Origin of the sequence: Actinomyces sp. S4-C9, assembly GCF_000758775.1 — a bacterium.
GTDB lineage: Bacteria > Actinomycetota > Actinomycetes > Actinomycetales > Actinomycetaceae > Gleimia > Gleimia europaea.
On the sequence record NZ_JRMU01000024.1, the window covers coordinates 1 to 25,105 of the forward strand.

At 56.2% G+C, this 25,105-nt stretch carries 22 protein-coding genes, 1 tRNA gene and 1 pseudogene; 15 read left to right on the plus strand and 9 right to left on the minus strand.

Annotation, left to right across the window (positions count from 1 at the left end; genetic code table 11):
* Positions 1–181 precede the first annotated feature (181 nt).
* Together rsmI and metG are read left to right on the plus strand one after the other, a co-directional pair.
* Positions 182–1,042 (plus strand): 16S rRNA (cytidine(1402)-2'-O)-methyltransferase, encoded by an 861-nt coding sequence (rsmI, locus tag HMPREF1628_RS08370; RefSeq protein ID WP_034511041.1) that lies wholly within the window; start codon positions 182–184, stop codon positions 1,040–1,042.
* A gap of 182 nt (positions 1,043–1,224) precedes the next feature.
* Positions 1,225–3,042, plus strand: a complete 1,818-nt coding sequence (metG, locus tag HMPREF1628_RS08375; protein WP_034511044.1) for a methionine--tRNA ligase — start codon at positions 1,225–1,227, stop codon at positions 3,040–3,042.
* A gap of 111 nt (positions 3,043–3,153) precedes the next feature.
* Here metG and HMPREF1628_RS08380 read toward each other — a convergent pair whose 3' ends face one another.
* The 4 genes from HMPREF1628_RS08380 to HMPREF1628_RS08395 form a co-directional block, all read right to left on the minus strand.
* Entirely contained in the window at positions 3,154–4,839 is a 1,686-nt protein-coding gene (locus HMPREF1628_RS08380) for an FAD-dependent oxidoreductase (RefSeq protein WP_034511045.1), read from the minus strand.
* Positions 4,840–4,869: 30 nt separating this feature from the next.
* Entirely contained in the window at positions 4,870–5,148 is a 279-nt protein-coding gene (locus HMPREF1628_RS08385) for a metal-sensitive transcriptional regulator (RefSeq protein WP_034511046.1), read from the minus strand.
* A gap of 105 nt (positions 5,149–5,253) precedes the next feature.
* On the minus strand, positions 5,254–5,847 hold the full coding sequence (locus HMPREF1628_RS08390; RefSeq protein WP_034511047.1) for a hypothetical protein: 594 nt from the start codon (positions 5,845–5,847) through the stop codon (positions 5,254–5,256).
* 9 nt (positions 5,848–5,856) lie between these two features.
* Positions 5,857–7,008: a PspC domain-containing protein gene (locus tag HMPREF1628_RS08395; protein ID WP_034511048.1), complete on the minus strand. Its 1,152-nt coding sequence runs from the start codon at positions 7,006–7,008 to the stop codon at positions 5,857–5,859.
* Between the two features lie 113 nt (positions 7,009–7,121).
* Here HMPREF1628_RS08395 and HMPREF1628_RS08400 point away from each other — a divergent pair, with 113 nt between their 5' ends.
* The 8 genes from HMPREF1628_RS08400 to HMPREF1628_RS08435 all read left to right on the plus strand — a co-directional run bounded on the left by HMPREF1628_RS08400 (position 7,122) and on the right by HMPREF1628_RS08435 (position 16,343).
* Positions 7,122–8,351: an ATP-binding protein gene (locus tag HMPREF1628_RS08400; protein ID WP_198030436.1), complete on the plus strand. Its 1,230-nt coding sequence runs from the start codon at positions 7,122–7,124 to the stop codon at positions 8,349–8,351.
* Positions 8,348–8,998 carry a LuxR C-terminal-related transcriptional regulator gene (locus tag HMPREF1628_RS08405; protein ID WP_034511051.1) on the plus strand — a complete coding sequence of 217 codons (651 nt, stop codon included), beginning with the start codon at positions 8,348–8,350 and terminating at the stop codon, positions 8,996–8,998. Before HMPREF1628_RS08400 ends, HMPREF1628_RS08405 begins: the two co-directional genes overlap by 4 nt.
* Before the next feature lie 88 nt (positions 8,999–9,086).
* Entirely contained in the window at positions 9,087–11,717 is a 2,631-nt protein-coding gene (locus tag HMPREF1628_RS08410; RefSeq protein WP_034511055.1) for an ATP-dependent helicase, read from the plus strand.
* 195 nt (positions 11,718–11,912) lie between these two features.
* The gene (gene sucC / locus HMPREF1628_RS08415; RefSeq protein WP_034511059.1) at positions 11,913–13,076 is read left to right on the plus strand and encodes an ADP-forming succinate--CoA ligase subunit beta; all 1,164 of its coding nucleotides are present in this window, start codon (positions 11,913–11,915) and stop codon (positions 13,074–13,076) included.
* A gap of 13 nt (positions 13,077–13,089) precedes the next feature.
* The gene (sucD, locus tag HMPREF1628_RS08420) at positions 13,090–14,010 is read left to right on the plus strand and encodes a succinate--CoA ligase subunit alpha (protein WP_034511063.1); all 921 of its coding nucleotides are present in this window, start codon (positions 13,090–13,092) and stop codon (positions 14,008–14,010) included.
* Between the two features lie 357 nt (positions 14,011–14,367).
* A tRNA-Gly gene (locus HMPREF1628_RS08425) sits at positions 14,368–14,441 on the plus strand.
* A 181-nt stretch (positions 14,442–14,622) separates the two neighbouring features.
* A complete protein-coding gene (locus HMPREF1628_RS08430; RefSeq protein ID WP_034511066.1) occupies positions 14,623–15,780 on the plus strand; it encodes an ImmA/IrrE family metallo-endopeptidase in 1,158 nt (385 codons plus the stop codon).
* Positions 15,780–16,343, plus strand: coding sequence for a DUF4411 family protein (locus HMPREF1628_RS08435; protein ID WP_052039033.1), 564 nt, complete (start codon positions 15,780–15,782; stop codon positions 16,341–16,343). Before HMPREF1628_RS08430 ends, HMPREF1628_RS08435 begins: the two co-directional genes overlap by 1 nt.
* 81 nt (positions 16,344–16,424) lie before the next feature.
* Here the strand turns inward: HMPREF1628_RS08435 and HMPREF1628_RS08440 are convergent, their stop codons facing one another.
* Positions 16,425–18,275, minus strand: a complete 1,851-nt coding sequence (locus HMPREF1628_RS08440) for an amylo-alpha-1,6-glucosidase (protein ID WP_232219429.1) — start codon at positions 18,273–18,275, stop codon at positions 16,425–16,427.
* Here HMPREF1628_RS08440 and HMPREF1628_RS09315 point away from each other — a divergent pair.
* Together HMPREF1628_RS09315 and HMPREF1628_RS09320 are read left to right on the plus strand one after the other, a co-directional pair.
* A pseudogene (locus HMPREF1628_RS09315) lies at positions 18,213–18,452 on the plus strand (hypothetical protein); the annotation flags it as partial. The gene HMPREF1628_RS08440 and the pseudogene HMPREF1628_RS09315 overlap by 63 nt on opposite strands.
* A 632-nt stretch (positions 18,453–19,084) precedes the next feature.
* On the plus strand, positions 19,085–19,162 hold the full coding sequence (locus tag HMPREF1628_RS09320; RefSeq protein WP_198030441.1) for a hypothetical protein: 78 nt from the start codon (positions 19,085–19,087) through the stop codon (positions 19,160–19,162).
* A 219-nt stretch (positions 19,163–19,381) separates the two neighbouring features.
* On the opposite strand, the gene HMPREF1628_RS08450 is transcribed toward HMPREF1628_RS09320, so the two are convergent.
* Positions 19,382–21,157 carry a DUF5635 domain-containing protein gene (locus HMPREF1628_RS08450; protein WP_034511069.1) on the minus strand — a complete coding sequence of 592 codons (1,776 nt, stop codon included), beginning with the start codon at positions 21,155–21,157 and terminating at the stop codon, positions 19,382–19,384.
* Positions 21,158–21,419: 262 nt separating this feature from the next.
* On the opposite strand from HMPREF1628_RS08450, the gene HMPREF1628_RS08455 reads away from it, so the two are divergent.
* The 3 genes from HMPREF1628_RS08455 (at position 21,420) to HMPREF1628_RS09220 (ending at position 23,490) form a co-directional block, all read left to right on the plus strand.
* The gene (locus tag HMPREF1628_RS08455; RefSeq protein WP_034511070.1) at positions 21,420–21,863 is read left to right on the plus strand and encodes a lamin tail domain-containing protein; all 444 of its coding nucleotides are present in this window, start codon (positions 21,420–21,422) and stop codon (positions 21,861–21,863) included.
* 122 nt (positions 21,864–21,985) lie between these two features.
* Positions 21,986–22,705: a hypothetical protein gene (locus HMPREF1628_RS08460; RefSeq protein ID WP_034511091.1), complete on the plus strand. Its 720-nt coding sequence runs from the start codon at positions 21,986–21,988 to the stop codon at positions 22,703–22,705.
* A gap of 239 nt (positions 22,706–22,944) precedes the next feature.
* Positions 22,945–23,490: an LPXTG cell wall anchor domain-containing protein gene (locus HMPREF1628_RS09220; protein ID WP_052039034.1), complete on the plus strand. Its 546-nt coding sequence runs from the start codon at positions 22,945–22,947 to the stop codon at positions 23,488–23,490.
* Positions 23,491–23,583: 93 nt separating this feature from the next.
* Here the strand turns inward: HMPREF1628_RS09220 and HMPREF1628_RS09055 are convergent, their stop codons facing one another.
* The 3 genes from HMPREF1628_RS09055 to HMPREF1628_RS08775 all read right to left on the minus strand — a co-directional run bounded on the left by HMPREF1628_RS09055 (position 23,584) and on the right by HMPREF1628_RS08775 (position 25,098).
* Complete coding sequence (locus HMPREF1628_RS09055) at positions 23,584–23,799, minus strand: hypothetical protein (RefSeq protein ID WP_156956956.1); 216 nt, start codon at positions 23,797–23,799, stop codon at positions 23,584–23,586.
* Between the two features lie 9 nt (positions 23,800–23,808).
* Positions 23,809–24,495: an oxygenase MpaB family protein gene (locus HMPREF1628_RS08470; RefSeq protein WP_156956958.1), complete on the minus strand. Its 687-nt coding sequence runs from the start codon at positions 24,493–24,495 to the stop codon at positions 23,809–23,811.
* A 99-nt stretch (positions 24,496–24,594) separates the two neighbouring features.
* Positions 24,595–25,098, minus strand: a complete 504-nt coding sequence (locus HMPREF1628_RS08775; protein WP_232219430.1) for a hypothetical protein — start codon at positions 25,096–25,098, stop codon at positions 24,595–24,597.
* Positions 25,099–25,105 lie beyond the last annotated feature (7 nt).

Genomic DNA, 25,105 nt, shown 5'->3' on the forward strand with positions numbered 1-25,105 from the left:
AACCATTCCTGGTTGGGGCCCACCACTTGGTGGGGCCCCAACACGTGCACCCACCCCACTAATACAACGGCGTTTAGCCTTATAACCACACTAGTGCGCAAACGCCACTAGAACAGTAGCCCACAGCTTCCTTGCTTATCGTCGTCGTGACGGCAAACAGAAAGTTTGACATGATAGAAGCGTGGACTCAGATAACGTTCCCGTACAGAGATCAGGCGCTATTCTTCTAGCAGCCACACCTATTGGAGACACTAATGATGCCTCTCCTAAACTCATTCGTGCCCTCGCAGAAGCAGACTTGGTGGCCGCAGAAGACACGCGTCGAATTCTTAAACTCGCAACACGCCTCGGCGTACGTATCAACGGCGACATCAAATCCCTTCATGAGCACAATGAGAACGAGCGGGTAGATAAAGTTCTGCACCGAGCTGAAGACGGCGAGCGAGTCCTCATCGTCTCCGACGCTGGCATGCCCACGATTTCCGATCCCGGCTATCGGGTGGTCAGTGAAGCAGCTAAACGGGGCATCCCAGTCTCCGCACTACCCGGCCCTTCCGCAGTACTTACCGCACTTAGTGTCTCGGGCCTACCCACCGACAGGTTCTGCTTTGAAGGCTTCATACCCCGCAAACAGGGGGAGCGGGAGCGCCGCCTCGAAGACCTTAAAGAAGAGCCACGTACCATGGTGTTTTTTGACTCCCCAAAGCGGATTCACGAGAACCTCACAGATATGGCCAACATATTTGGAGGTGCGCGCAAAGCAGTGCTCTGCCGAGAACTCACCAAAACCCATGAAGAGATTATTCGCGGAGACCTCAATCATTTAATCTACGCAACCCGCGACGACGTCAAGGGTGAACTAACACTTGTGGTTGCAGGCGCAGATCCACGCGACAAGAGCGCTGAAGACTACGTTGCTAAAGTCATTGCCCTAGCCGAAGGCGGAATGAAACTGAAAGCCGCCGCCAAACTCGTATCCGAAGAAACTGGAGTTCGTAAAAACGAGCTCTACCGGGCGGCCCTCGCTCGTAAACCCGAGTAGTAGCCATTCGATTTCATGTGCAACAGCGCGGTGCTTCGCGATCCTCCTTTATCGATTTTTAAGACGGTCAAACTCTCAGCAAGCAAAGCGCTCCGATTTGAAGCGGTTTCCTTTATTGGCAAAAGAACGTCAGCGAGGGGAGTAGGTGGAACCGGGCCCTGCAAAAGCACTAAAGTAGAGCCATGAGTCGAATTCTGTCAGCAGTAGCATGGCCGTATGCAAACGGCCCTCGTCACATCGGACACGTAGCAGGCTTCGGAGTTCCCTCCGACGTATTCTCTCGCTACATGCGGATGCGGGGCCACGAGGTACTCATGGTCTCAGGTACCGATGAACACGGTACGCCCATCCTCGTTGCCGCTGACGAGCAAGGCATGACTCCACGCGAACTAGCCGACAAGAACAACCGCCTGATCGTTGAAGACCTAGTGGCCCTCGGCCTGTCATACGACCTCTTCACGCGCACCACCACCGGTAACCATTACCAGGTTGTGCAATCCATGTTCGAAGTAGTGCGCGACAACGGCTACATGCTTGTCCAGCGCACGCACGGCGCAGTGTCGCCCTCCACGGGGCGCACGCTCCCTGACCGCTACATTGAAGGCACCTGCCCAATCTGCGGTGACCCCGGTGCTCGCGGCGACCAGTGCGACAACTGCGGCAATCAGCTGGATCCCACCGACCTCATCGATCCGAAGTCGCGAATCAACGGGGAAACACCAGAGTTTGTGGAAACCGACCACTACTTCCTCGATCTTCCCGCTCTCGCCAAAGCGCTATCAGCTTGGCTAGATGATCGCGAAGAGTCGGGGCGCTGGCGACCTAACGTCATCAAATTCTCGCAGAACTTCCTTGAAGATATCCGCCCGCGCGCCATGACTCGTGACATCGACTGGGGGATTCCCGTGCCCGGTTGGGAAGATCAGCCGTCCAAGCGTCTTTACGTTTGGTTTGATGCGGTAGTTGGCTACCTGTCGGCATCCATCGAGTGGGCGCGCCGCATCGGTGATCCAGAAGCCTGGCGCAAATGGTGGAACGACCCCGAAGCACTGTCTTACTACTTCATGGGCAAAGACAACATCGTGTTCCACTCGCAGATTTGGCCAGCCGAACTGCTCGGATACAACGGCGGCGGCGATAAGGGAGGGCAACCTGGAGACCTCGGCAAACTTAACCTACCCACCGAGGTGGTATCTTCCGAGTTCCTCACTATGGAAGGCAAGAAGTTCGCCTCCTCGCGTGGCATCGTGATCTATGTGCGCGACATGCTACAGCGTTACCAGGCGGACGCCCTGCGCTACTTCATTAGCGCAGCCGGGCCGGAAACCTCCGACGCTGACTTTACTTGGGCGGAGTTCGTGCGCCGCACCAACTCTGAACTCGTAGCCGGCTGGGGCAATCTGGTGAACCGCACGGCCTCCATGATTACCAAACGCTTTGGTGAGATCCCACAGCCCGGTGAACTGGAGCAGATCGACCGCGACCTCCTCGACAAGATCGAGGCAGGATTCGAAACTGTTGGGGATAAGATTAGCCGCCACCACCAAAAGGCTGCGATCCGCGAAATCATGGCTCGCGTTGGGGAAGCCAACAAATACGTTGCGGACACCGAACCCTTCAAGCTGAAGTCCGAAGAGCAAATGCCGCGCCTGCGCACGATCCTGTGGACTCTGGCGCAAGCGGTTGCTGACCTGAACCTCATGCTTTCGCCGTTCCTCCCCACCTCCGCAAACGCTGTTGACGCGGTTATGGGGGGTAAGGGCGAAATCGCGCCAATGCCTCGTATTGAAGAGGTAACTGATCTTGACGTTAAGGCCGAGGACGGCTCAGACTTGCACTACCCGATCATTACCGGCGACTACAGTGGTTTCCCCGAGTGGAAGCGCCACGACGTGGTACCCGGCACGGTGATCGGCAAGCCCAAGCCTGTGTTCCAAAAGCTTGATGACTCCGTCATTGAAGAAGAACTCGAACGCTACGCCGACCTAACCGACAAGTAGGCGAGGGGGCGTAAAGACCTAAAAATATTGGTGCGGATCTGAAAAATCAGGATCCGCACCAATACTTTTACCGTTTCGAAATGGCCCGCATTTAACGCGAGCCCGGGCAGACTACTTGCTGGTCTGAGCAGCCTCGTTCGCCAGGTCAAACGAGTCGTAGCCGCCCGTCAGATTGCGAACCTTGAAACCCTCCTGCGAAAGGATACGCTCAGCCAAGTAGGCGTTTAGGCCGGTCTTGCAATGCACAGCGATTGCGCGGTCGCCCGCAATTTCGCGCAGCTCGTCAAGTCGGCCGCGAAGTTCGAAAATTGGGATAGCCACAGCCTCGCGGATAACGCGATCCGGGGTAATCGTGTGAGTTGGGCGAACATCCAAAATGACTTCATCTGCTTTCACCTGCTCAAAATCGGAGAAGTCCCAGATCGGAGCGTTGCCCTCAAGCGTGTTGCGCGCAACGAAGCCAAGAATGTTGATCGGATCCTTGGCCGCGCCAATGGGGGGAGCATAGGTGAGTTCCAGTTCCGCAAGATCCTCCGCAGTCATTCCCGCGCGAATCGCAGTGGCGAGGACGTCAATGCGGCGCTCCGCACCGTCCTTACTCACAGCTGCGGCACCCAACAGGAGCCCATCGGGAGCGAAGTTAGCGTTCAAATGGATTGGGGTCGAGCCGGGGTAGTATCCCGCGTGGTTAGCCGCGTGGATGCGTACCGTCGTGTGCTCTATGCCCATTCGGTCAAGCTTTTCTGAGCTTGCGCCCGTGAATGCCGCAATGTAGTTAAATAGGCGAATGCCAGCGGTCCCGAGCACCGGAGCCTGCCTAATCGGCTTGCGGCCCAAAGCCACGTCTGCCGCGCGCCTACCCTGCCGGTTTGCCGGGCCCGCCAGCATTACCGGAGCCACGCTACCGTCTGCCCACTGCACCTCGACGGCGTCGCCAACCGCAAGAATATCCGGATCCGAAGTTATCTGGTTCGCATCAGTTAAGATGCCGCCGCGCTCACCGAGCTCGAGGCCCGCGTCTTTAGCCAGCTGAGAGTTGGGGCGCACGCCCATCGCAGTTATCACCACGTCGGCCTGCAGCTGCTTGCCATCAGACAAAGTAACCTTCACGGGGTAGCCATCGCCGTCCTCGAACTTCGAAGCTCCCACACCAAGGTGCAGACCAACCCCGTTTGCGCGAAGCTCACGGTGCAACACCACGGCCAGGTCGCCGTCCATCATGGGCAGGACGTGGCTGGCGAACTCCACCAGTTCAACCTCAAACCCGCGGTGGACCAGCGCCTCGACAGCTTCCAAGCCAATGAAGCCTGCACCAATCACAATCGCTTTGGCCGCGCGGTTCTTATTCGATTTTGCAAGGCCTGCCTCGGCCAAGCTGATGACTTTGTCCATCTCGGGGATGGTGCGCAGCGTTGAGACAGCCGGATGGTCAATGCCTTCAACCGGGGGAGTGGCCGCCACCGAACCGGGGGCTAGAATCAGCTTGTCGTAAGCCTCCTCGTACTCGCCCGCAGGGCCCACGGCCGTCACCGTTTTCGCATCGCGATTGATCCGGGTCACCCGTGTTTCAATCCTCACGTCCAAGTTTGAGCGGCGAGCCAGCGACTCGGGAGTGTGCAACAAAAGTGCATCTCGCTCCTCAATCTCCCCGGCCAAATGATACGGGAGGCCGCAATTTGCAAATGAGACGTACTCCCCGGCCTCAAAAACCACAATCTCGGCGTGCTCATCGATACGGCGAGCCCGCGCCGCCGCGGACATGCCGCCGGCAACGCCGCCAACAACTACAAGCTTCATGACACTCCTAAAACTAAAAAGCTGCGCAAACTACGCAAGGGACAAGAAGATTTTGCGAAGTTCCTCAGCGTCGGGATGATCATCCACCCCGCTGCCTTCACTGGCCGCACAAGACTGTATGGCCGCCAAAACCATCGCGTACGTAGCCCTGTCCACCGCCTTCGATGCCGCGATCATTTGCGGCAAAATCTCTAGGCACGGCTTGTCTTCCTCAAGCTGGCGGATAATGGCATCAATTTGACCGCGTGCCCGAGATAGGCGGTTTCGAACCGCGCGGCGATCTTCTTCGCTTACCTGAACTGAAGCCATTTTTACAACCTGCAATCTATACGAAAGATACCCCCACGGGTACACGATCGATCATATCGTGTACCCGTGGGGGTATTCTCGAAGGGGAGTTAATCGAGTGGAAAATCACCACATCTTGGACTTCTTTTCCTTTACGCTTGCTATGGCCGCGGTAATCAGCATAATGAGGCCCATCACCGTTAAGCCCACCGTTCCTATCAGAGGCCAGTTGAACATGTGCCACCACGGCATCGAGATGATAAGCGCTCCGATAGCAATTAGGGTGAGCGCCCAAGTTAGCAGGCCGAACTTAACCGAACGATCCTCGTCCTCATTCTCTAAGGGAGGCTGAAAAGCCGGACGTTGCGAGGCGAAGCCGGTATCTGCGAATGGGTCTTCTTGGTGGCGCGAATCTTCGAAGAGGGAAGAGGCGCCAGGCGTTTCCCCGGGTATATGCTCGGCTTGCGCTGGCTCGTTTTGTGCGGGGGCAGCTGCGAAGACTTCAGGCTCTCCCGCGTTGTTCTCGGTTTCAGTCGCGTCGGACTCGCCTGTGACACGTGGATCAAACGCGCTGGGCTGGTCCGCTGGATCAAAGTTAAGTTCTGGAAGAAGCTCGGTTGCGCCGGAGTCCTCTCCCTCGCCAATCGGCATTTGGGTGGTGCTGTCCACCTCAAACGAGGTGGTCTTATCCTCGTCAGGAATGTTCTTATTTTCCGTCATGATTCACTCCTAAAAAGCCATAAAAGCCGATGCGCTGCCAACAATCATCATGAATCCCGGGACGAGCACGGTCACAGCGATTGACAGTGCAGTGAGCCACGTGCCGTGCTTGCCCTGTAGCGCGCGCACTCCCAAAACCATTCCAGTGATTATGAACGCGACGCCAACCACCGAAGTTGCGATAATTCCCGGATTCGTAAAGAAATTCATCCGCCACAGTAGCCAAGTGAGGGCCGTAACGAGGAACAGTGAACCCGTAATGCCAAGGAATGCAGACACGCCAGGGCCCTGCGGGCGTGTCCTCACCGGGTAGGGCGGTAGTGGCACAGGCTGCCCATACGGGGCGTAGGGAACTGGCCTCGGCTCAGGGCCACGCAAGGGGTGCGCCGGTTGGTTCGAGTTCCATGCTGTTTGATCGGCCATGAACGCGGCATTCGTGGGAGCGGGACCAACTACATTTTCCTCGTGTTCCGGTGCGGCGTCCGAGACATTCCAAGCCGGGGCGTTTGGTTCCTGCTGGTTTTGGTTATGCGGGGAAGGCTCACCGGGCTGGACCGCGTTGCCAGCCTCGTCAAACCTGAAGTCGTTCTGGCGGGGAGGAAATGCGCTGCTCTGAGATTGGTGCGCCTCGCCATAGGGTGGGCGCGGACCATGTGGGCTCCCGAGCTCCTCACGTTGTTTGCGTTTACTCATCAAAATAATGATCAGTACAGCCGCTGCGACCAAGAAGAATGTTGCGACGGTGCCTCCCGCACCATACAACCCTCCAATCCAGCCATCGCCCGTTTTGTACTCGATAGAAATAGGCCAGAAGAAGCCGAAAATAGCAAACGCTGCCACACCCAAGTGCGCGATATAGAAACGTGCCTGAATGAACTCTTCAAGATGGATTCGGTTATCCGTGCGTTCTGGAACAAGCGCCCAGAGCGCCGCATACGCGAACAGCATCACACGCGGGTTCAAAATCGCGAAAATGAACATCAGGCCGCGAATCAGGTTGGCGTCAAGGCCTGTAATAACTGCGGCGCCGGAAGCCACGCCGCCGATCCAACGATCGGGTTCACGGCGAATACGCCAACTGCGGATCGAATTGAAAAAGCTCTGCCGACCCCGCTCACCTGGCTCGTAGGGCGGGCGCGGAGGCTGATAGTTGTAACTCATGATTCAATAATCACCCGCGCCGCCGTCTTGCGGTATCAGGGAAGGCCCTGATTTCACCCTGAATCTGGGGTAGGGGAAGTACAAGCGCGGTGATTTTTTGGCACTATGAGAGTGTGAATAGCGCGCAACAACAAAATTGGCTGGCCGCGGTAAGGCCGCCACTCGAGCGTACTCCGCGCGGAGCGGATGGTAGGCCTAAGCCGTGGTTGGCAGGCGTCGTATCCGGGCTGTCCGTGCACTTGCACGTATCCGTAACGGTGCTACGAGTAGCTTTTTTAGCGCTGGTTCCACTTGGGAGCCCAATACTCTACGTATGGTTGTGGGCACTCACGCCCAAGGTGAGCGAAGAACGCAGATACCGTGCGGCCCGCATCGCCAGGCCCGTTAAAGAACACCGAAACGTACCCGCCGGTACCGCCCGCAACGGCATCGCCTTTGCCATCGTCCTCCTTCTAGCCGCCGCGATCTTCTGGGCCGTGCAATCCGGGTGGATCTACCTCAGCAAAGACTGGATCGCAACCGCCCTCCTCCTTGCGGGCATCGCCCTCATCTGGGTGCAGTCCTCCAGCATCCAAGACTGGAAGAACCCCATGGTGCTCGGCCTTACCGGAACGGGTGTAGTTGCCGTCCTCGGCGGCATCACCCTCCTACTTCTGGGAGGAGGGGCAGCCCTGCTTCCCGGCCTTATCCTAGGCCTGGCCCTCATCCTCGTTCTCGCTCTCGCATTCTCGCCGCTAGTTATGCGCATGACCAAAGAGCTCTCTGCCACCCAGGTGGCTCGTGCCCGCGAAACCGAACGCGCCGACATCGCAGCGCACCTGCACGACTCCGTCCTCCAAACCCTCACTCTCATTAAGAACAATGCGGATAACCCCGCCAGCGTGCGCTCTCTTGCCCTCAAACAAGAACGTGAACTTAGATCGTGGCTATATACGGGAGCAGAACGAACAAGCGCATCCGCTAGGCGCCTACTCGAAACGTCAATAGAGGCGGTTGAAGAACTTTACGGCGTAGAAATCGAAACTGTAACCGTTGGCGACGCCGCGCCCGGCCCTAACGAACAGGCCGCCATCGCCGCCGCCACAGAAGCCGCCAAGAACGCCGCACGCCACGGAGCACCGCCCATACAGATCTACGCGGAACTTGGCGACCAGTACGACATCTACATCAAAGACGCAGGCCCTGGCTTCGACCTTTCAAACATGCCTGCCGACAGGCACGGCGTGCGCGACTCAATCATCGCTAGAACCGAACGCGCCGGCGGCCGCGTAGAAATCCGCACCCTAAACCCCGGAACCGAAATTCACATTAGTGTTCCTCGAAGTGAAAAGATTAAACCGTGACATTAAACGTAATAATCATTGATGACCACCCCCTCGTACGTGCCGGCGTGCGCCACGAGCTGTCAAAATATTCCGAAGAAGTCAGTGTTATTGGCGAAGCCGAAGACGTAGACAGCGGTATCGCCCTCGTTCGCGAACTCCAGCCAGACGTCGTCTTGCTAGACGTGCACCTACCCGGTGGAAGAGGCGGAGGCGGCGCTGAAATTCCGCGCGCAACCGCTGACCTTCCCAACGTGCGCTACCTGGCCCTCTCCGTGTCAGACTCGCCCGAAGACGTGGTTGCAACCATACGCGCAGGCGCTCGCGGATACGTCACTAAATCGATCTCCACCAAGGATCTCGTGGGAGCGATCATCCGCGTTGGTGCCGGTGACGCTGCCTTCTCGCCGCGCCTTGCCGGGTTCGTTCTCGACGCATTTGGAACTCGCGAAATCGCCACTACCGATGAGGAACTAGATCTGCTCTCCGCGCGCGAACGTGAAGTTATGCGGCTAATCGCTCGCGGATTCACTTACAAAGAAGTAGCGGGCGAACTTTTCATCTCGGTAAAAACTGTAGAAACCCACGTTTCGTCTGTACTGCGCAAACTGCAACTCTCAAACCGAAATGAACTTGCGCGTTGGGCTGCCGCAAGAAACATCGTGTGAGCGCCCCGCTAACTTCATGTCCGTGGCAGTGTGTACAGTTGATGCGGGCGGCTAACCTGCCCGAATAGTCGACAAGTTGGAAAGCGCGATGCGAAGCTTTAACGAACCTGCACACTCCTACACCGCACTACCTGGCCTGCCTCCACTGGCGGGGCAAGGAGACGAGCCGGAAGTATCGTGGGATACGCCGGGCACGCTGTGGGAAGAACCAGCGTCTGTTGACACCAGTGACCTCACCAACGGCCTCAATCCGCAGCAGCATGAAGCCGTTGTTTACGAGGGCGGGCCGCTACTCGTGGTGGCCGGTGCGGGATCCGGAAAGACGCGTGTGCTTACTCATCGCATTGCATACCTGCTCCGCACGGGGAGGGCTCGCGCCAGCGAGATCCTCGCAATCACATTTACTAACAAAGCTGCGGCCGAAATGCGGGAGCGGGTTGCCGGTCTAATCGGCCCCGAGGCGCGCCGCATGTGGGTATTCACTTTCCACTCCGCGTGCGTGCGCATTCTGCGCGAGCAATACCAGGCGGCGGGCCTGCGCTCCTCGTTCACCATTTACGACCAGCAGGATTCCAACCGTCTCGTCACCATGGTTGCACGTGCCCAAAATGTCGACACCAAGCGGTTCAGTGCCAAAATGCTTCAGGCGCGTATTTCTGACCTCAAGAACGACCTCATCACGCCTAGTAAATACGCGGAGATCGCACCAAACGATCCAGTTTCGCAAACCGTTGCAAACGTCTACCGCGACTATCAAAAGCGCTTGCGCGAATCGAACGCCCTCGATTTTGACGACCTCATCATGCGCACCGTTCAGCTTCTCAAAGAGAATAGGGCCGTTGCCGAGCACTACCACAGGCGATTCCGCCACATCCTCGTCGACGAGTATCAAGACACGAACCACGCGCAATACGTGTTAATCCGCGAACTAATCGGAGATGAAACCGATGTTCCGCAGGGCGAACTGACGGTAGTTGGTGACTCGGACCAGTCGATTTACGCATTCCGGGGCGCCACCATTCGCAACATCGAAGAGTTCGAAAAAGACTTCAAGAACGCGCACACCGTGGTCCTAGAACAAAATTACCGGTCCACCCAAAACATTTTGTCGGCAGCAAACGCCGTCATCTCAAAAAACTCCGGGCGGCGCGCGAAGGCCCTGTGGACCGACCTGGGCGCAGGAGACAACATCATCTACGACGCGGCCGAATCTGAACACGACGAGGCGCGCTTCATCATCGGTGAAATCGACAACCTGATCGGCACCTACAAGTACGGCGACATGGCGATCTTCTACCGCACCAACGCCCAATCGCGCGCCCTAGAAGAATCGCTTGTCCGCGCCGGAATTCCATACCGCGTTGTGGGCGGCACCAAGTTCTATGAGCGTAAAGAAATCAAAGACGCGATTGCCTACCTACAGGCCATCGCAAACCCTGACGACACGGTTTCACTACGCCGCATTATCAACACGCCCCGGCGTGGCATTGGCGACAAAGCGGAGGGGGCGTTCATCGCCCATGCCGACATGTATGCCACCAATTTTGGAGGGGCGCTACGCGAAAATTGGATTGCAAAAGACTGCCCGCGCGGGGAAGGTGAGGGCGTAGACCTGCCCGAGGGGGCATGGGAAGCTCACGTAGAAAAAGCTCGTGCAGAAGGCGGCAGTAACTTGGTTACGGGGGCCAGCCCGAGGGCGCTCAACGCGGCCGCGAGTTTCTGGGGGCTGCTCGAAACCATGCGATGCGCGGTAGAAGCAGGAGCGACCATTAGCTCTGTACTCGACGACGTCACGGAAGCCACCGGCTACCTCAAAGAGCTACGCGAATCTAACGACCCGCAAGACGCCTCTCGCGTTGAGAATCTGGCCGAACTACACTCCGTGGCCGAGGACTTTGCCCAGGTGAATCCCGAGGGTGGGTTAGTGGACTTCCTCGAGCGGGTATCCCTCGTAGCAGATGCCGACCAGGTTCCAGACTCCGCGGACCTTGCGGGCGGCGCGAGCAGTGGGGAAGTCACCCTGATGACCGTGCACACTGCTAAGGGCCTGGAATTTCCTATCGTGTTCGTCACCGGCCTCGAGGATGGGACATTCCCACACCAGCGCAGCCTCACGGACGAAAGCGAACTATCCGAAGAGCGTCGCCTCGCATACGTTGCGATCACGCGCGCCCGAAAACGTCTGTACCTAACGCGCGCCGCCGTGCGGTCTGCATGGGGAACGCCCGTGGATTTGCCCCCTTCGCGTTTCCTGGACGACATTCCTGGCGAAGTGTTGGAAATCAGGCGTGAGCGTACCCAAATGGACAATTACCGCTCCGGTGGTTATGAATCTGGCTACGGGGCTAAATACAGTTCCGGTTCGGGCTATTCCGATTCTGACTTCAGTCCCGCCTTTGGGTCGGGCCGCTACCGGGGCTCCTCCTCTGGGAAGCGATCGTCGCGCGTCACCTCGCGTTTTGACAGTGACGCTGTGAGCCGCGTGAGAGAAGCCGGTGAGAAGTTCAAACCCACCAAACTCGGGCAAGGCAAGGCGAAGAAGAGCTCCGCCCCAGTGATTCAGCTAGCCGCCGGCGATCGGGTGCAACACGCCTCTTACGGTGAGGGAGTGGTGATTCGTCTGGAGGGAGACGGAGCGTCACAGGTAGCGCACGTTGATTTTGGGGAAGGAAAACCACGCAGATTACTGCTTCGTTACGCTCCGCTAAAGAAGCTCTAAGCATTCCTTGGCAAGCTAATGGCGCAAATCTCAAACTTGATATATGAAAGTGAGATTCGCGCCATTAGTGACGCATTTTTTGCCGCAAGACGCTAACCTGATATCAAGATGTCTCGATGTCGAGCTTCTTTTGATTGGAGCTCTTCTTCAGATTTCGCAACCGAGGACCATACGATCCAGACGAAAGGCAAGGGCGTGGATCTATACGAATACCAGGCGCGCGACCTCTTTGAAGCGCACGGTGTACCAGTTCTCCGTGGCATCGTCGCCACCACCTCAGATGAAGCAGAAGCGGCAGCTAGCGAACTGGGAGGTGGCACCGTAGTTGTCAAAGCCCAGGTTAAGGTCGGCGGCCGCGGCAAGGCAGGTGGCGTTAAACTCGCGCACTCGCCCGGTGAGGCTCGTGAGAAAGCCGAGGAGATCCTCGGCATGGATATCAAGGGCCACACCGTCCACCGCGTCATGATTGCCGAGGGCGCTGCAATCAAGGAAGAATACTACTTCTCTATCCTTCTTGACCGCGCTAACCGCCGCCACCTGGCCATGTGTTCGCGCGAAGGCGGCATGGACATTGAAACCCTCGCGAAAGAGCGCCCCGAAGCCCTCGCCAAAGTAGGCCTGGACGCCACCGTTGGTATCGACGATGCGAAAGCGCGTGAAATCCTTACCGAGGCTGGCTTTACTGCTGATGAACTTGATGCGCTTGCTCCCGTCCTCGTGAAACTTTGGGACGTTTACAAGGGTGAAGATGCAACGCTCGTTGAGGTGAATCCGCTGGTCAAGGTTGAAAGCGGCTCGATCATTGCCCTTGACGGTAAGGTTTCGCTTGATGACAATGCCGCATTCCGCCACCCCGAGCATGAGGCCCTGAAGGACACGTCGGTGCAGGACCCGCGCGAGGCCAGGGCCAAGGCGGAGGGCCTGAACTACGTTCGCCTCGAAGGCGAGGTTGGCATTATTGGAAACGGCGCAGGCCTTGTAATGTCCACCCTTGACGTCGTCGCATACGCAGGCGAGAAGTACGGTACGCGCCCGGCGAACTTCCTCGACATCGGTGGCGGTGCTTCCGCAGAGGTTATGGCCAAGGGCCTTGACGTCATCCTCGGTGACGAACAGGTCCGTTCCTGCCTCGTAAACGTTTTCGGTGGCATCACCGCGTGCGACGAGGTTGCCAAGGGCATCATCGGCGCCCTCGAACTTCTGGGCGATGCCGCAACGAAACCAATAGTGGTACGCCTTGACGGCAACAAGGTTGAAGAAGGCCGCGCGATTTTGGCCGAAGCTAACCACCCCCTCGTAACCATGATCGAGACCATGGACGGCGCTGCCGCCAAGGCCGCTGAACTCGCGAAAGCCTGAAAGGACCGAAAAGATGGCTATCTTTCTAGATGAAAATGATCTGATTATCGTCCAGGGCATGACGGGTTCAGAAGGCACCAAGCACACCACGCGCATGCTGTCTTCTGGCACCAAGGTCGTGGGCGGCGTGAACCCACGCAAGGCTGGACAAATACAGACCTTCGACGTCACGCCATACGGCCCCATGGCCGACAAGGTTGAGGCCGGCCAAGTTGAGGTCCCTGTTTTTGGAACCGTTGCCGAGGCTAAGGAAGCAACTGGAGCGGACGTCTCTGTAGTTTTCGTGCCCCCACGTTTTGCCAAGGGTGCCGTGCTCGAAGCCGTAGACGCAGGTATGCGTCTCGTCGTGGTCATCACGGAGGGCATTCCCGTCCAGGACTCCGTTGAGTTCCGCCAAGCGGCCGAAGCTAAGGGTGTTCAGCTGATCGGCCCAAACTGCCCCGGCATCATCTCGCCCGCAAAGTCCAACGTGGGTATTACGCCTGCCGATATCACGGGTCCCGGCCGCATCGGCCTAGTCTCTAAGTCGGGCACGCTCACCTACCAGATGATGTACGAGCTTTCCGACATCGGATTCACCACCTGCATCGGTATCGGTGGCGACCCGGTAATCGGAACTACGCACATTGATGCTCTCAAGGCCTTCGAAGAAGATCCCGACACCGAGCTGATCGTCATGATTGGTGAGATCGGTGGCGACGCGGAAGAACGCGCAGCCGAGTACATCAAGGCAAACGTAACCAAGCCTGTAGTTGGCTACGTTGCGGGCTTTACCGCTCCGGAGGGCAAAACTATGGGGCACGCCGGTGCGATCGTCACCGGCTCGTCGGGTACTGCCGACGCCAAGAAGGAAGCGCTCGAGGCAGTGGGCGTGCGCGTAGGCAAGACGCCTACCGAAACCGCTAACCTCGCTCGCGAAATCCTCCTGGGTTAAGCGATAAGCGCTAAGGGCGGCCCCACAACGATGAACTGTCCCCTGGAAGTTGGACTGATTTATTCAGTTTTTCTTCCGGGGGACAGTTCAGATCGTGGAGGCCGCCTTTGACATGCTGTACGACCCGAACTACTGACGCATCGGCGCTTGGATTGGATTCGGTCCCGGCGTGCACCTTATAGCGCGGTTTGAGCCAGCACCAGTTGCGCGCGATTCGGATTCGAGTGGGCCTCGAGTTTTGGAGCGGTAGGGGCCGCCCATTATACTGAGCATTACGCGCTCTCCGATTGACTGAGCAATTGAGTCAATGAATGCGCGAGCCGATTTCCCTGCAAACACAGGGAAATGTGGGCGTCTGCGGGTGTAGTTCAATGATAGAACATCAGCTTCCCAAGCTGAGAACGCGGGTTCGATTCTCGTCACCCGCTCCAAATTTTTTGGATCGATTATCTTCTTCGAACAATCTTCTTATCTACACCCGTGCCGGTATCGTTAGTTGATCATGGACTGTTATATTTGTTTTCGCCCCACCTGTGGAAACCGCTTCATTCCCAGGTTCGATTGATATTGTTCAGCCATAAAGCACGGTCCTGTCCGAAGGAGGTGGGGACAATGACAGCTGGAGTGGATATAGCCCCTGAGCTGTTCTTCTGGGCTGTCGAACGTGCTGGGTGGAGCGAAGAAGAAATTGAGGAACGCGCTCCATACTTCTATGAATGGGTAGAACAGGAAACTAAACCAACCTTCAATCAAATTCAGAAATTTGCCGCCGCTACCTATACGCCTCTGGGATCTTTGTTCTTGTCTGAGCCACCGAAAGAATCCTTGCCACTTCCAGACATGCGAACTATGGGGAACAAGAAAGTTCCCAGGCCGTCCGCAAATCTCCTCGACACCATCTACATATGCCAGAATCGACAAGGCTGGTACAAGGACTACGCAGTAGACGCAGGCTTCCCAGAGCTCTCATTTGTTGGCACAGCGAGACTGTCTACCCGACCCGAAAAAATCGTGCGACAGATCCGTGAAATCTTGGACTTCGACATGCAAGCACGTTCTGCCTATGTGACTTGGTCTGAAGCTTTTCGTGCCCTCGTAAGAAAGATTGAAGATCTGGGCGTATTGGTCATGGTCAGCGGAATCGTTGGCAGCAACACAAGCCGGAGCCTCGACCCGGAGGAATTCCGCGGATTCGCAATCGCCGATCCGATTGCACCACTAATTTTCGTTAACGGTGCGGACACGAAGTCTGCACAAATATTTACGCTCATTCACGAACTTGCACATATCTGGCTCGGACACAGCGCAGTATCTGATGCTTCAATCACAGCGGATACCAGTACTGATGAAGAATTGTGGTGCAACCGAGTCGCTGCTGAAGTTCTCGTGCCTATGGACACTCTAAAGCAGGAGTTCAAGGGAATTGTTTCCGAAGAAGAACAAGACCGTCTGGCTAAGAAATTCAAAGTTAGCACCCTGGTAGTTCTAAAACGTCTCTACGACGCCGACTTGCTATCCTGGGAACATTTTCAAGAACGCTACGCCAATGAGATGGAACGCCTCCAGGCGTTTATGGAAGAGAAAAGGAACAAGAGCTCAGGCGGAAATTATTACTACACCCAACGCGGTCGTTTGGGCGAGCGATTTTCCAGTGCGGTTGTGCAAAGCGCGCGCTCTGGATACCTACCCTACCGAGACGCATATGAGTTACTCGGAATAAAGAGATACTCTACGTTTGAGAACTTCGCCAATATGATCGAGGGATCCTGATGTTCCTCTTGGATTCAAATGTATTTATCGAGGCGAAGGATCGATATTACGGATTCGATTTCGCACCTGGGTTCTGGGCGTGGTTAGATTTTCATTTCAAGAGTGGTCGTATTCTTAGCATCCAAGATGTGAGAGACGAACTCATTGGTCGTGAAGACGATCTTTCGCTTTGGGTCAGGGAACACAAACAGTATTTTCGATCAACTAGTGAATCGGTCACTCTAGAAAAGTTTGGTGAGGTAAACAATTGGGCGGTAACACATGGCTATCCCCAGGAGGCACTCCAAGTAGCCCAGAATAATCCGACTGATTTCATGCTCGTTGCTTATGCCGCGGCACATGATCTTGTCGTGGTCACTCACGAAAAATCAGCACCACAATCAAAGAAGAGAGTCATGATTCCGGACGCTTGCAAAGCGATGGGCGTGAAGGTTACTGACACTTTCACGATGCTCCAAGAGACTGGAATTCGCCTCATCATTGAAGACCCACCAAACAACGTCTCATTCGACCAAGATTTTGGCGTGCCGGACGGAGTGAATCGACCTCTCCCCGGAATGTAGACCTACAAAAATCCTGGGTTGCCTGAGCCTTCGTCAGGGCAACCCAGGATTTATTCCTTAGTTTTGCACTAGATGGAAGCGTTAGTTCCCCGTCAAAACCTGAGCAACGACAACAGCCGAAGCCGCCGCCCACGCCTGCGGCCTGCAAGACGCCGGGTAGGGGAGTGGCTTCGCGTAAGCGTCCCACTTGACTCCGGCAAACAGTTCCGGCAGACGCCAGTCAAAGCGACGGGCGGCCTCCATCAATCCGCGCGCAACTTCCTGCGCTTCCTCCTTGCGACCTTCACGCCACATTCCGCGGATAATCATCGCTGTGTCATGCGGCCACACCGACCCCACGTGGTACCTGTACGGCCAGAAACCGGCATTCGTCGTGGACGCCGTGTGAATGCCATACCCAGAGAACATTTCCGGACTTATCAACGTCCTCATCACGTCATCCACTTCGCGCTCATCTAGCAGACCCGACCCAAGCAGGTGCCCAATATTCGAAGTCAGCGAATCCACCGCCCTCTTCGACGCATCCAACGCGATCGCGGGATAACGGAAGCCGTCATTTTCAACCCAGAACTGCTCGCGGAAACGGGTCTTCAAATCAGCCGCCCAAGCACGCCAGGACTCACCATCTTCGCCGAACGCCTCCAAAATTTCCGCACCATCTAAGGCCGCACGATGCGCGTAACCCTGCACCTCACACAGCGCGATCGGACCGTCCGCCAAAGATCCGTCGTGCCAGCGCACCGAATCCCCGCTGTCCTTCCAGCCCTGATTTGCGAGGCCGCGGCCGGTCTCATCTAGATACTCCAGGAACCCGTCACCGTCGGCGTCTCCGTAATCGCGCATCCAGGCCAGCGCCAAGCGCAAATTCGGCAGAAGCTCAGCTACGTCTCCCTCGTTGGCGCCCGCCTTCCACGCATCATGTAGCGTGCTAATCCACAGCGGAGTCGCATCGATCGTTCCGTAATAAACCGGCGGCAAAACCAGCGGTCCGGAAGAGGTCTCGAGATTCAAAGGTTCGCTGCGCACCTCATGCAAAATCTTGCCCGGCTGCTCCGCGGTTTCCACGCGAACTTCCTTGCCCTGCAAGCTTGCAAGTAGCTTGAGCGTCTCCATTGCCAACGCAGGATCAACACTGTTCAAGAACCCCGCATTGATCAGCGAATCGCGACCAAACAGCGTCAAAAACCAGGGCGTCCCCGCCCCAATAAAACGCAGATCCGAATCGTTTTCGTGCGAAAACGTTAGCCCGTCGAGGTCGGACAGGGCTCTACTTAGGAACACGTAAAGGTCAGAGCCCTCACCACTTCGTGCAAGCAGATCAGCACCACGGTCCTTCAACCCCCGATACGGCGGAGCCAACACAACGGCCTTCGTGCTCGGCGAAATCTTCACCAGCACGTTCTTGGTTTCACCGGCAGGAATATCCACAGACCAGTCCACAACCACGTCATCGCCGACTGTAGAGACAGCTCCATCAGTCGAGAGTGCCGTTTCCACCCCCGCGCCCTTCCATGAAATTTCACCGGCGTGGATTTCTGTTTCAATGACCGACGTGGAAGCAGATTCAAATCCCTGTTTGACTTCTTCCATGGTGGAACTGTCGGGGGTAATCGTCAGTCGCAATCCAACCGTTTCGATCCTGTCGGAAGCGTTTGTGAACTCGAAACGCTCCGTCACAAAGTCGCTACCAACTTCGCGGATGCGCGCCAGCTGAACCTCGGGGTCCACAGTCATCGACGGGAGGCGAACCGTTGAAATATAGCGGCTAGTTCCGTGGTCAACGACCTCGGAACCAATGATTTCGAGGGCGTGAGTCGAACTCGTAATCACCATCTTCGATACGACTCGCTGATCAGCAACAAAAATGCCTTGAGCGCCTTCGTTTTTGATCTGCCCACACGCCGACGACCACACCTGCATAGGAGCGGTCACGTTACAAACAAGGTCGCGTCCCAGGAGTTCAACGACACCGTCGAAACCCTTCAGCAGGTCGTCCCCGTAGTCAAGGCTGACGGTGCAGACGTCGTCATCGTCCTCGCGCACACTGGTGAAGATCCAACCGACTACGTTTGGAACCCGGCCGACCTACAGGAAAACGCGGCCCGTTCCATCGCGCAGAACGTGTCCGGCATTGATGTGATCGTCGCCGGCCACTCCCACGTTACGAACCTCGAGCAGAAGTACTACACCAACCCCGACGGACGTGAAGTACTGCTAACTCAGCCCGGTTACCACGCGCGCGCTCTTTCCAAAGTCAACATTCCCCTCAGCCTGCAGGATGGCGATGTCGTAGTTGACTGGACTGACGAAGTGAAGCCGTCCGCAAGCCATCTCGCGGCTCCTGGCTTCGCACAGGATCTCGAAATTGAAAACGTCATCGCCCCGTGGTTCGAAGAAACCAAGGACTGGGTCGGAACTGTCGTCGCACAGTCCACTGAGGAAATGAAGTCTGAAACCTCCGCGTGGGAAGACACCGCGATCCTCGACTTCAACAACTACCGCCAGTCGGGTGGATCCGCCTACCCGCACGTAAAGACCGCCCCGGTCATTTACGACGAACAGAAGGCAATCTGCGACCTCATGATCGAATGGGCACAGGAAAACGGAACCATCGATCCTTCAACGTTCTTTGAAAAAACTGGTCCGTTTCCACTCCCTCTGCCGAGGGCGGTGCTGAGGAACCTACCGAGACGCCGACCAACGGTGAAGGTGGCAACCTCGCCAAGACCGGTTCAAGTGACATCTTCGCGCTCGCAGGCGCAGCACTTGCGATGCTAATCGCTGGATCTGTTCTTGTAGTCAGGCGCATGAAGGCATAACTCCGCGAACGCGGAAGCTTTGAGGCCGGAGGGTGGTTCCCTCCGGCCTCAAACAATTCAAGAAATCCTTTAGGACCGCGTGCGTCTACGACTGATTTTGGCCGTCCCGGTTTCGGTCGTCGCGGAAATAGTGGTGGTTAACGCTGATTTGCTACTTCAGAGCGCGCGAAACCGTCAAGGAATCCGGCTTTCGGGAAAAATTGTTAGATTAGCACCCCTCTAATCTAACAATTTATTGGTAGTTGCTGATTTCTTGACAGATTTCTTCAAGTCTTTAGGGCGATAATGCGTCGACCTTCCAGCTCCAACTGTACGAATGATTTCTCGTGATGCCATGTCGTCTAAGCGATTCTTTGCCGTTCCTCGCGAAACGCCTGTGAGTGCCATCAGATCACTGGTTGCGATGCTTCCCATCTCATCAAGCCAAAGGAGAGCAGCGTTCTCCATCTCTGCGGGGTCAGTCGAGAGATATGACGCGAGTCTTGTAACGGAAGTAGGCGTCTGCTTAAGAATGGCTCTCGCATTTTCACCAAGAATCCACGAACCATTGTGCTCGGTGATTAGGGGTAACCCATCCACTGTCGTTTGAAGTGACGCTTCAAGCGCAGATATGGCGGCATCATTTCCAGATTGGAGACCTTTTGCCACTGTGTCTACGGTGACAAATGGCCTCCTGAACAGCAGGTACAAGATAATTGCGATCCGGTAATCCCGTTGCCGGCCTAGTGGGACAATCTTGCTCATCAACTCCAATACAGGGATTACCGGCTTGCCACCGACCAAGGTGGTTTCTACAAACGGACCGGCAACCTCCTCAATTGTGGGAGGCCGATGACCAATTGCAATCATTGACTGGTACATGCGGTCAACACCAACACCTTGTTTATCAACAAGCCTAATCGCGCGGTAAAGGTCAGCTAATGCAGGATAACGGGCAGCTCGATTGCTTAGTACGTTACCGGAGTTGATATTGGGAGGGAATCCGCCAGGACTACGCACGATCATAGTTGAGTCAAGTTCGATCCAGCGGATGTCAATAGACTCACTGCGATTCCAGTCGCGGTGAATCATTGCGTTTAGTAGTGATTCGCGAACAGCGGAGCGAGGAATCTCGGAGACAGGCTGATCCGATAATCCCGTCGACACGGTGTGGTTTCTGTTAATAACCGATAGTGCATTCTCAATTTGTTCAAGCTGTTCCAATCCTGATCCTTCCGGAGCAGGAGCCACACGGTTGCGCACCTGACCACCGTGAACATCGAAAACGGTAAACTCAACCACGGTTTGCCTGAGACTGGTGAATAATAAGACACCGGCTTGGGACAGCTTTCCTGTAGCGTCGACGGCTCCGATTCTGCGTAGAAGGTCCTCTTTTGTGTATTCTGCGAACTCGGTATCTTGACGTCTTACGTAGGCTATAGCCCCATCCCTGACCTGATCGATCGAAATGGTGGTTGACTTTGCCATAGGGTTGTACGCCGCTTGTGAGCGTTGATATTGCCACCATTCAGATCTGTCCACAGGCTCGCACGCGTCACCAACTCTCCATCTGAGATGTCCGCTTGTGTCTTCCACAGGTTCGGGCGAAGGAGCTACAAAAACTGCAAGAATCCTTTGTCCTTCGGCTCTCTTCTCAATGATGTCGGGAGCAATGTCAACCCTGCTGTAAATGCTCTGTCGGAGCCAATCAATGTCTAGCTCCGTTCCAATGATCATTCCGCTACGGTCTTCTATGCCAAGGAGTAGCGCGCCGCCTTCCGGCGAATTCGCCATGCACGCGACTTCATCGGCAAGCTTAGTTGCAGCATCTGAATTCTTGTTTTGGCCTGGTTCTATTGAAGGTCCGTTTCGGCGTCCAGCTTCTTCTTTGAAGTCGATGCTTTGGGTTTCTTTCGTCTTCGTCACGCGACCATCGCGAGCGGTTGACAAGATTGAGTCGACAGATGAGTTCAATTCGGTTCGACGATGATCAAAACCTTCTAATGTCGGAGTCATAGCAACCTACCTGACAGAATTGTTAGATTAGCACTCCTCTAATCTAACAATGAATTGCGTATTGGGACATTCCTTGACACATTAAGAGGGTGCTTTATTAACAATTCATCGCAGAAACCCAATTTCTTGTTAGATTCCGTTCCGTAGAGCATCCCAGCCTCGCCCTCGAGGATGAAAATTCGCCGCAAAGGTGGTTGGAGGCTTCCGGATAGCTAACGTTAACGTCGTTTTAACTTTCTCCTTCCTAGGGAATCACTGTTGCATGGTTGTCATCAACGAGATTGTTTACGGAGACGCGCTGGTTCCTGGAACTAACGACTCCATTGAGCTGTACAACGCTGGAACCGAAACTGTGGACCTGACCGGCTGGTCACTCCATGATGACAAGGATCGCCCGGGCGAGGCGGACCTGAGCGGTTCGATCGCTTCCGGTGAATTCAAGGTCCTAGTTGAAGGCACCGACTTCACGTTCGGATTCGGCAAGGGCGACACGGCCCGCCTATTCAACGGTGAAGAGCTTGTCGATTCCTACACCTACGAAGTTAACGCCAACGAAAACTGGTCTCGCTGCCCTGACGGCACCGGCGATTTCGCGCAGGGAATCCGTCAGACTCTAGACGAACCGAACGACTGCACCGTAGAACCGGAACCTGAGGTCGAGACTCAGCTGGTACTAAACGAGGTCGATTCCGGCCCCGCCGACTGAGTCGAGTTCATCAACCCCGGCTCGGAGCCCTCGACATTTCCGGCTACGAGATCCGCGACAACAGCGATGACCACCGCTGGCGTTTCCCGGAAGGAACCGTAATCAACCCGGGCCAGTACCTGATGGTTGATGCGGACGCAGTCGGCCTCATCTACAACGACCAGAACGTCCACTTCACCTTCGGACTTGGCAAGAACGACCTCACCAGCGTTTACACCGAATCAGGGATCTTAGTTGCCGAGGAATCAACCGGCGCCGAGCACGCTGCCGGCTCCCTGTCCTGTTGCCCGAACGGCACCGGCGAGTTCGTTGACGTCGCAATCACCACGAAGGGGCAGCTCAACGCCTGTGGCGACCCCGGTTTCGGTCTGGGTGGCGCGGATTCCGTGCGAGTCTTTGACGGTGACATGCTGGTTGAAGAGTACAGCTGGACCGAACACGCAGACCACACCTACGGTCGCTGCCCGGACATGACTGGTGACTTTGCGCAGACGCGTGAAGCCACGCCGGGTGAACGAAACGCCTGTGATGGTATTCCGGATCTGCTTCAGTACTACTCGACTGGTGAGCCGCCGGTCGTAGTTGATGAGGCTCCAACGTTCCTGGAGGACTCCTCCGGCCTTGACTACGCCGACGGATTCCTGTGGGCGGTAGATAACGGAACGGGTAAGTTCTGGAAGCTCGTCCCGCAGGCCGACGGAACCGTTCAGTTTGCAGACGGCTGGGAAGACGGCAAGCGCGCCCGCTTCATCAAGGACACGGAAGGCCCGGACGTGGTCGCATCCGCCGAGTGGCACATCACCGACCTGCTTCCTGAAGTCAGCGCAAACATGGGTATCTAAGCTATCGAGTGGATCCCGAACGCCGAAGCCAAGGGCCGCCTATTCGACGAGAACACGGGCGAAGCTTACGATCCCGCAAACTACCCGAACGCGGTCGCTGACGGCGTCTTTGTAGTCGCACTGGAAGATAACGGCCACGTTTATGCCTTCTCTCTCAAGGAACAAGGCGAAGTTACACCATTTGTTGCAGGATCGAACGCGACCTGCTGACCTCCTACGACTCCTTCATCGGTGGCGCTATGGGGCTTGATTACAGCCGCAATACCCTGCGCATCCTGTCCGATGACGGCTACGAGGGCGTTATCGCCGAAATCTTCTTTGACGGCACCGACAGCCCGCGCGTTGTCCACTATGAACGTCCCGGCGGCATGCCGAACCTGAACAACGAAGGCTACGCCGAATCTGATTGCATCGACGGCAACAGGTACGCATGGTTCTTCGCAGATGGATTTACCTCGGCTGCGCTGCGTGCAGTTCCCATTGCTCCCGAATCTGCAGGGGATTGCCCGACGGATCCGGAAGAGCCGGGTGAGCCGGTCGATCCCGAGGAACCGGGCCAACCTGGTGAACCGGAAGTGCCGGGCGAGCCGGGCACGCCTTTCGAACCGGGCGAACCCACCGTGCCCAGTGCACCAGGAGCGAATCCTGACGTCTCTGAGACGACGGCCGGCAATCCGGGTGACCTAGCCAAGACCGGTGTTGAGACCGCCGGCCTAGCTGCAATCGCTGGACTGCTTCTAGCAGCAGGTGGCGTTGCAGTTTGGAGCAGGCGCATCAACTCCTGAAGTTGGTCGTAACACAACTGAATAGATAGTTAGTTCCCGTGCACCTTTCGTGCACGGGAACTACTTTTAGTGTTAGATTGCAGATCCGCGGATTCACTTAGAGGAATTGCGAGCCACGCCCTCGTTATTTTCCTTCGGAAGCCTGATTTCTCCCATCATTCGACGTAGTGCCGCTGTGGCGAAGCGCACCATGGGGCGCCGCCACAGCGCGTCTTGAATGCTAACTTGCGACGGATCGTTAGAGTCCGCAAGTCCGAGGAGCGTCCTGGCAGATTGAGGGAGTAGCGCGATCGCGCCTACCTTAAGCATGTCGTAACCCTACTTCATTGGGGGCGGCAACGGCGGATTGTCGATCAGGAGGTCGATGACGTCGGCTGCAGCTGGGGAGAACTCGAGTTCGGGACCGTAGGACGCCAACGTTGCGTAGAGTTCCTTGACGTTCATCGGCGGGTTCGTAACTCCCAGCATCTTCGCGGAAATCGCGGTTTGGGCAACGTACGTGTCGCATTCTGGGGGAGTGAGTGGCTGCGGGCTGAGCTTCTGGTACACGATGAGGAACGACTCGATTTCCGCGCAGTGAACCCAAGTGAGCAAGTGAGGATCAGATGCCGCGTATGGCCGGCCGTCGGGGAGCCCGCCCTTAACGTAGGAGTGCATGCGCCTCACATGTGCAATCATCTTCTCCACGTCCACTTTGCGTGCAAATGTCGTGGTCACAACATACTCTGCGGTGCGTTGCAGGCGTCCCCACGGATCGTCCTGATAACCAGAATGGCCAGCAACTCCTGCCATTGCTAGGGGATGCAAGCTTTGCAGCAGGAGGGCGCGAATTCCGCCAACGTACATGGTGGGAGCGCCGTGGACTTTCACGATGGGATCATCGTTTGAAAACCAACGTTCCCCGGGTGCACGCCAAATCAAGTCGGCACGTTCTTGCCTGTCGGGGCCGGCAACTTTGCTTCGTATTCCCTCGGCAACCTGGTCACGCACTGTAGAAATCAACATGACGCCAGTATTTCAGGCAAGACGGTCAGCCACGACTTTTAGGCGGCTGGCTTGGGGTGTTGAGTTCGTGGTAATGCGGTGTTGGGGGCGGCGGTTGTGTCAGTGGGCTGGAGGTAACATCAGCGAGTTTAGGTGCGCTAGATCTTCTGGGTGAGCGTCGTAGTGTCCTTGGTGGTTCGTGTAGATCCACCAGCCCAGCATGTTTCTCAAGTTTTGTGCTGCGTCTTCCCAGGCGGGATCTTCAGGAAGAGTATCGGAGATAGCGAAGCGACGGTGTTGAAGTTCTTCAAGAATGTGTATGAAGGCGGGAGTGTAGTCGAATCGTTCGTATTTGAACGTGACCTTCGTATCAAGTGAATAGAGCTCGAAGAGAGTTACACCGTGATTTACACGCTCGATTTCGTCGAAGCGAACTTCCTTAGAGTAGATGTGGCCAAACTTGGACCACACCTTTTCATCGTCGACACCGTATCGGTGGAACAATCCCATTGCTATAGCTACGAGCGCGGAAAGTGCAAGCAAGCCGGGCACTATGAAACTCGCCAACGAGTCGTTAAAGCCACCGGCATATGAATATGCAAATCCCACAGTGGGCAGCGTCATGACGATG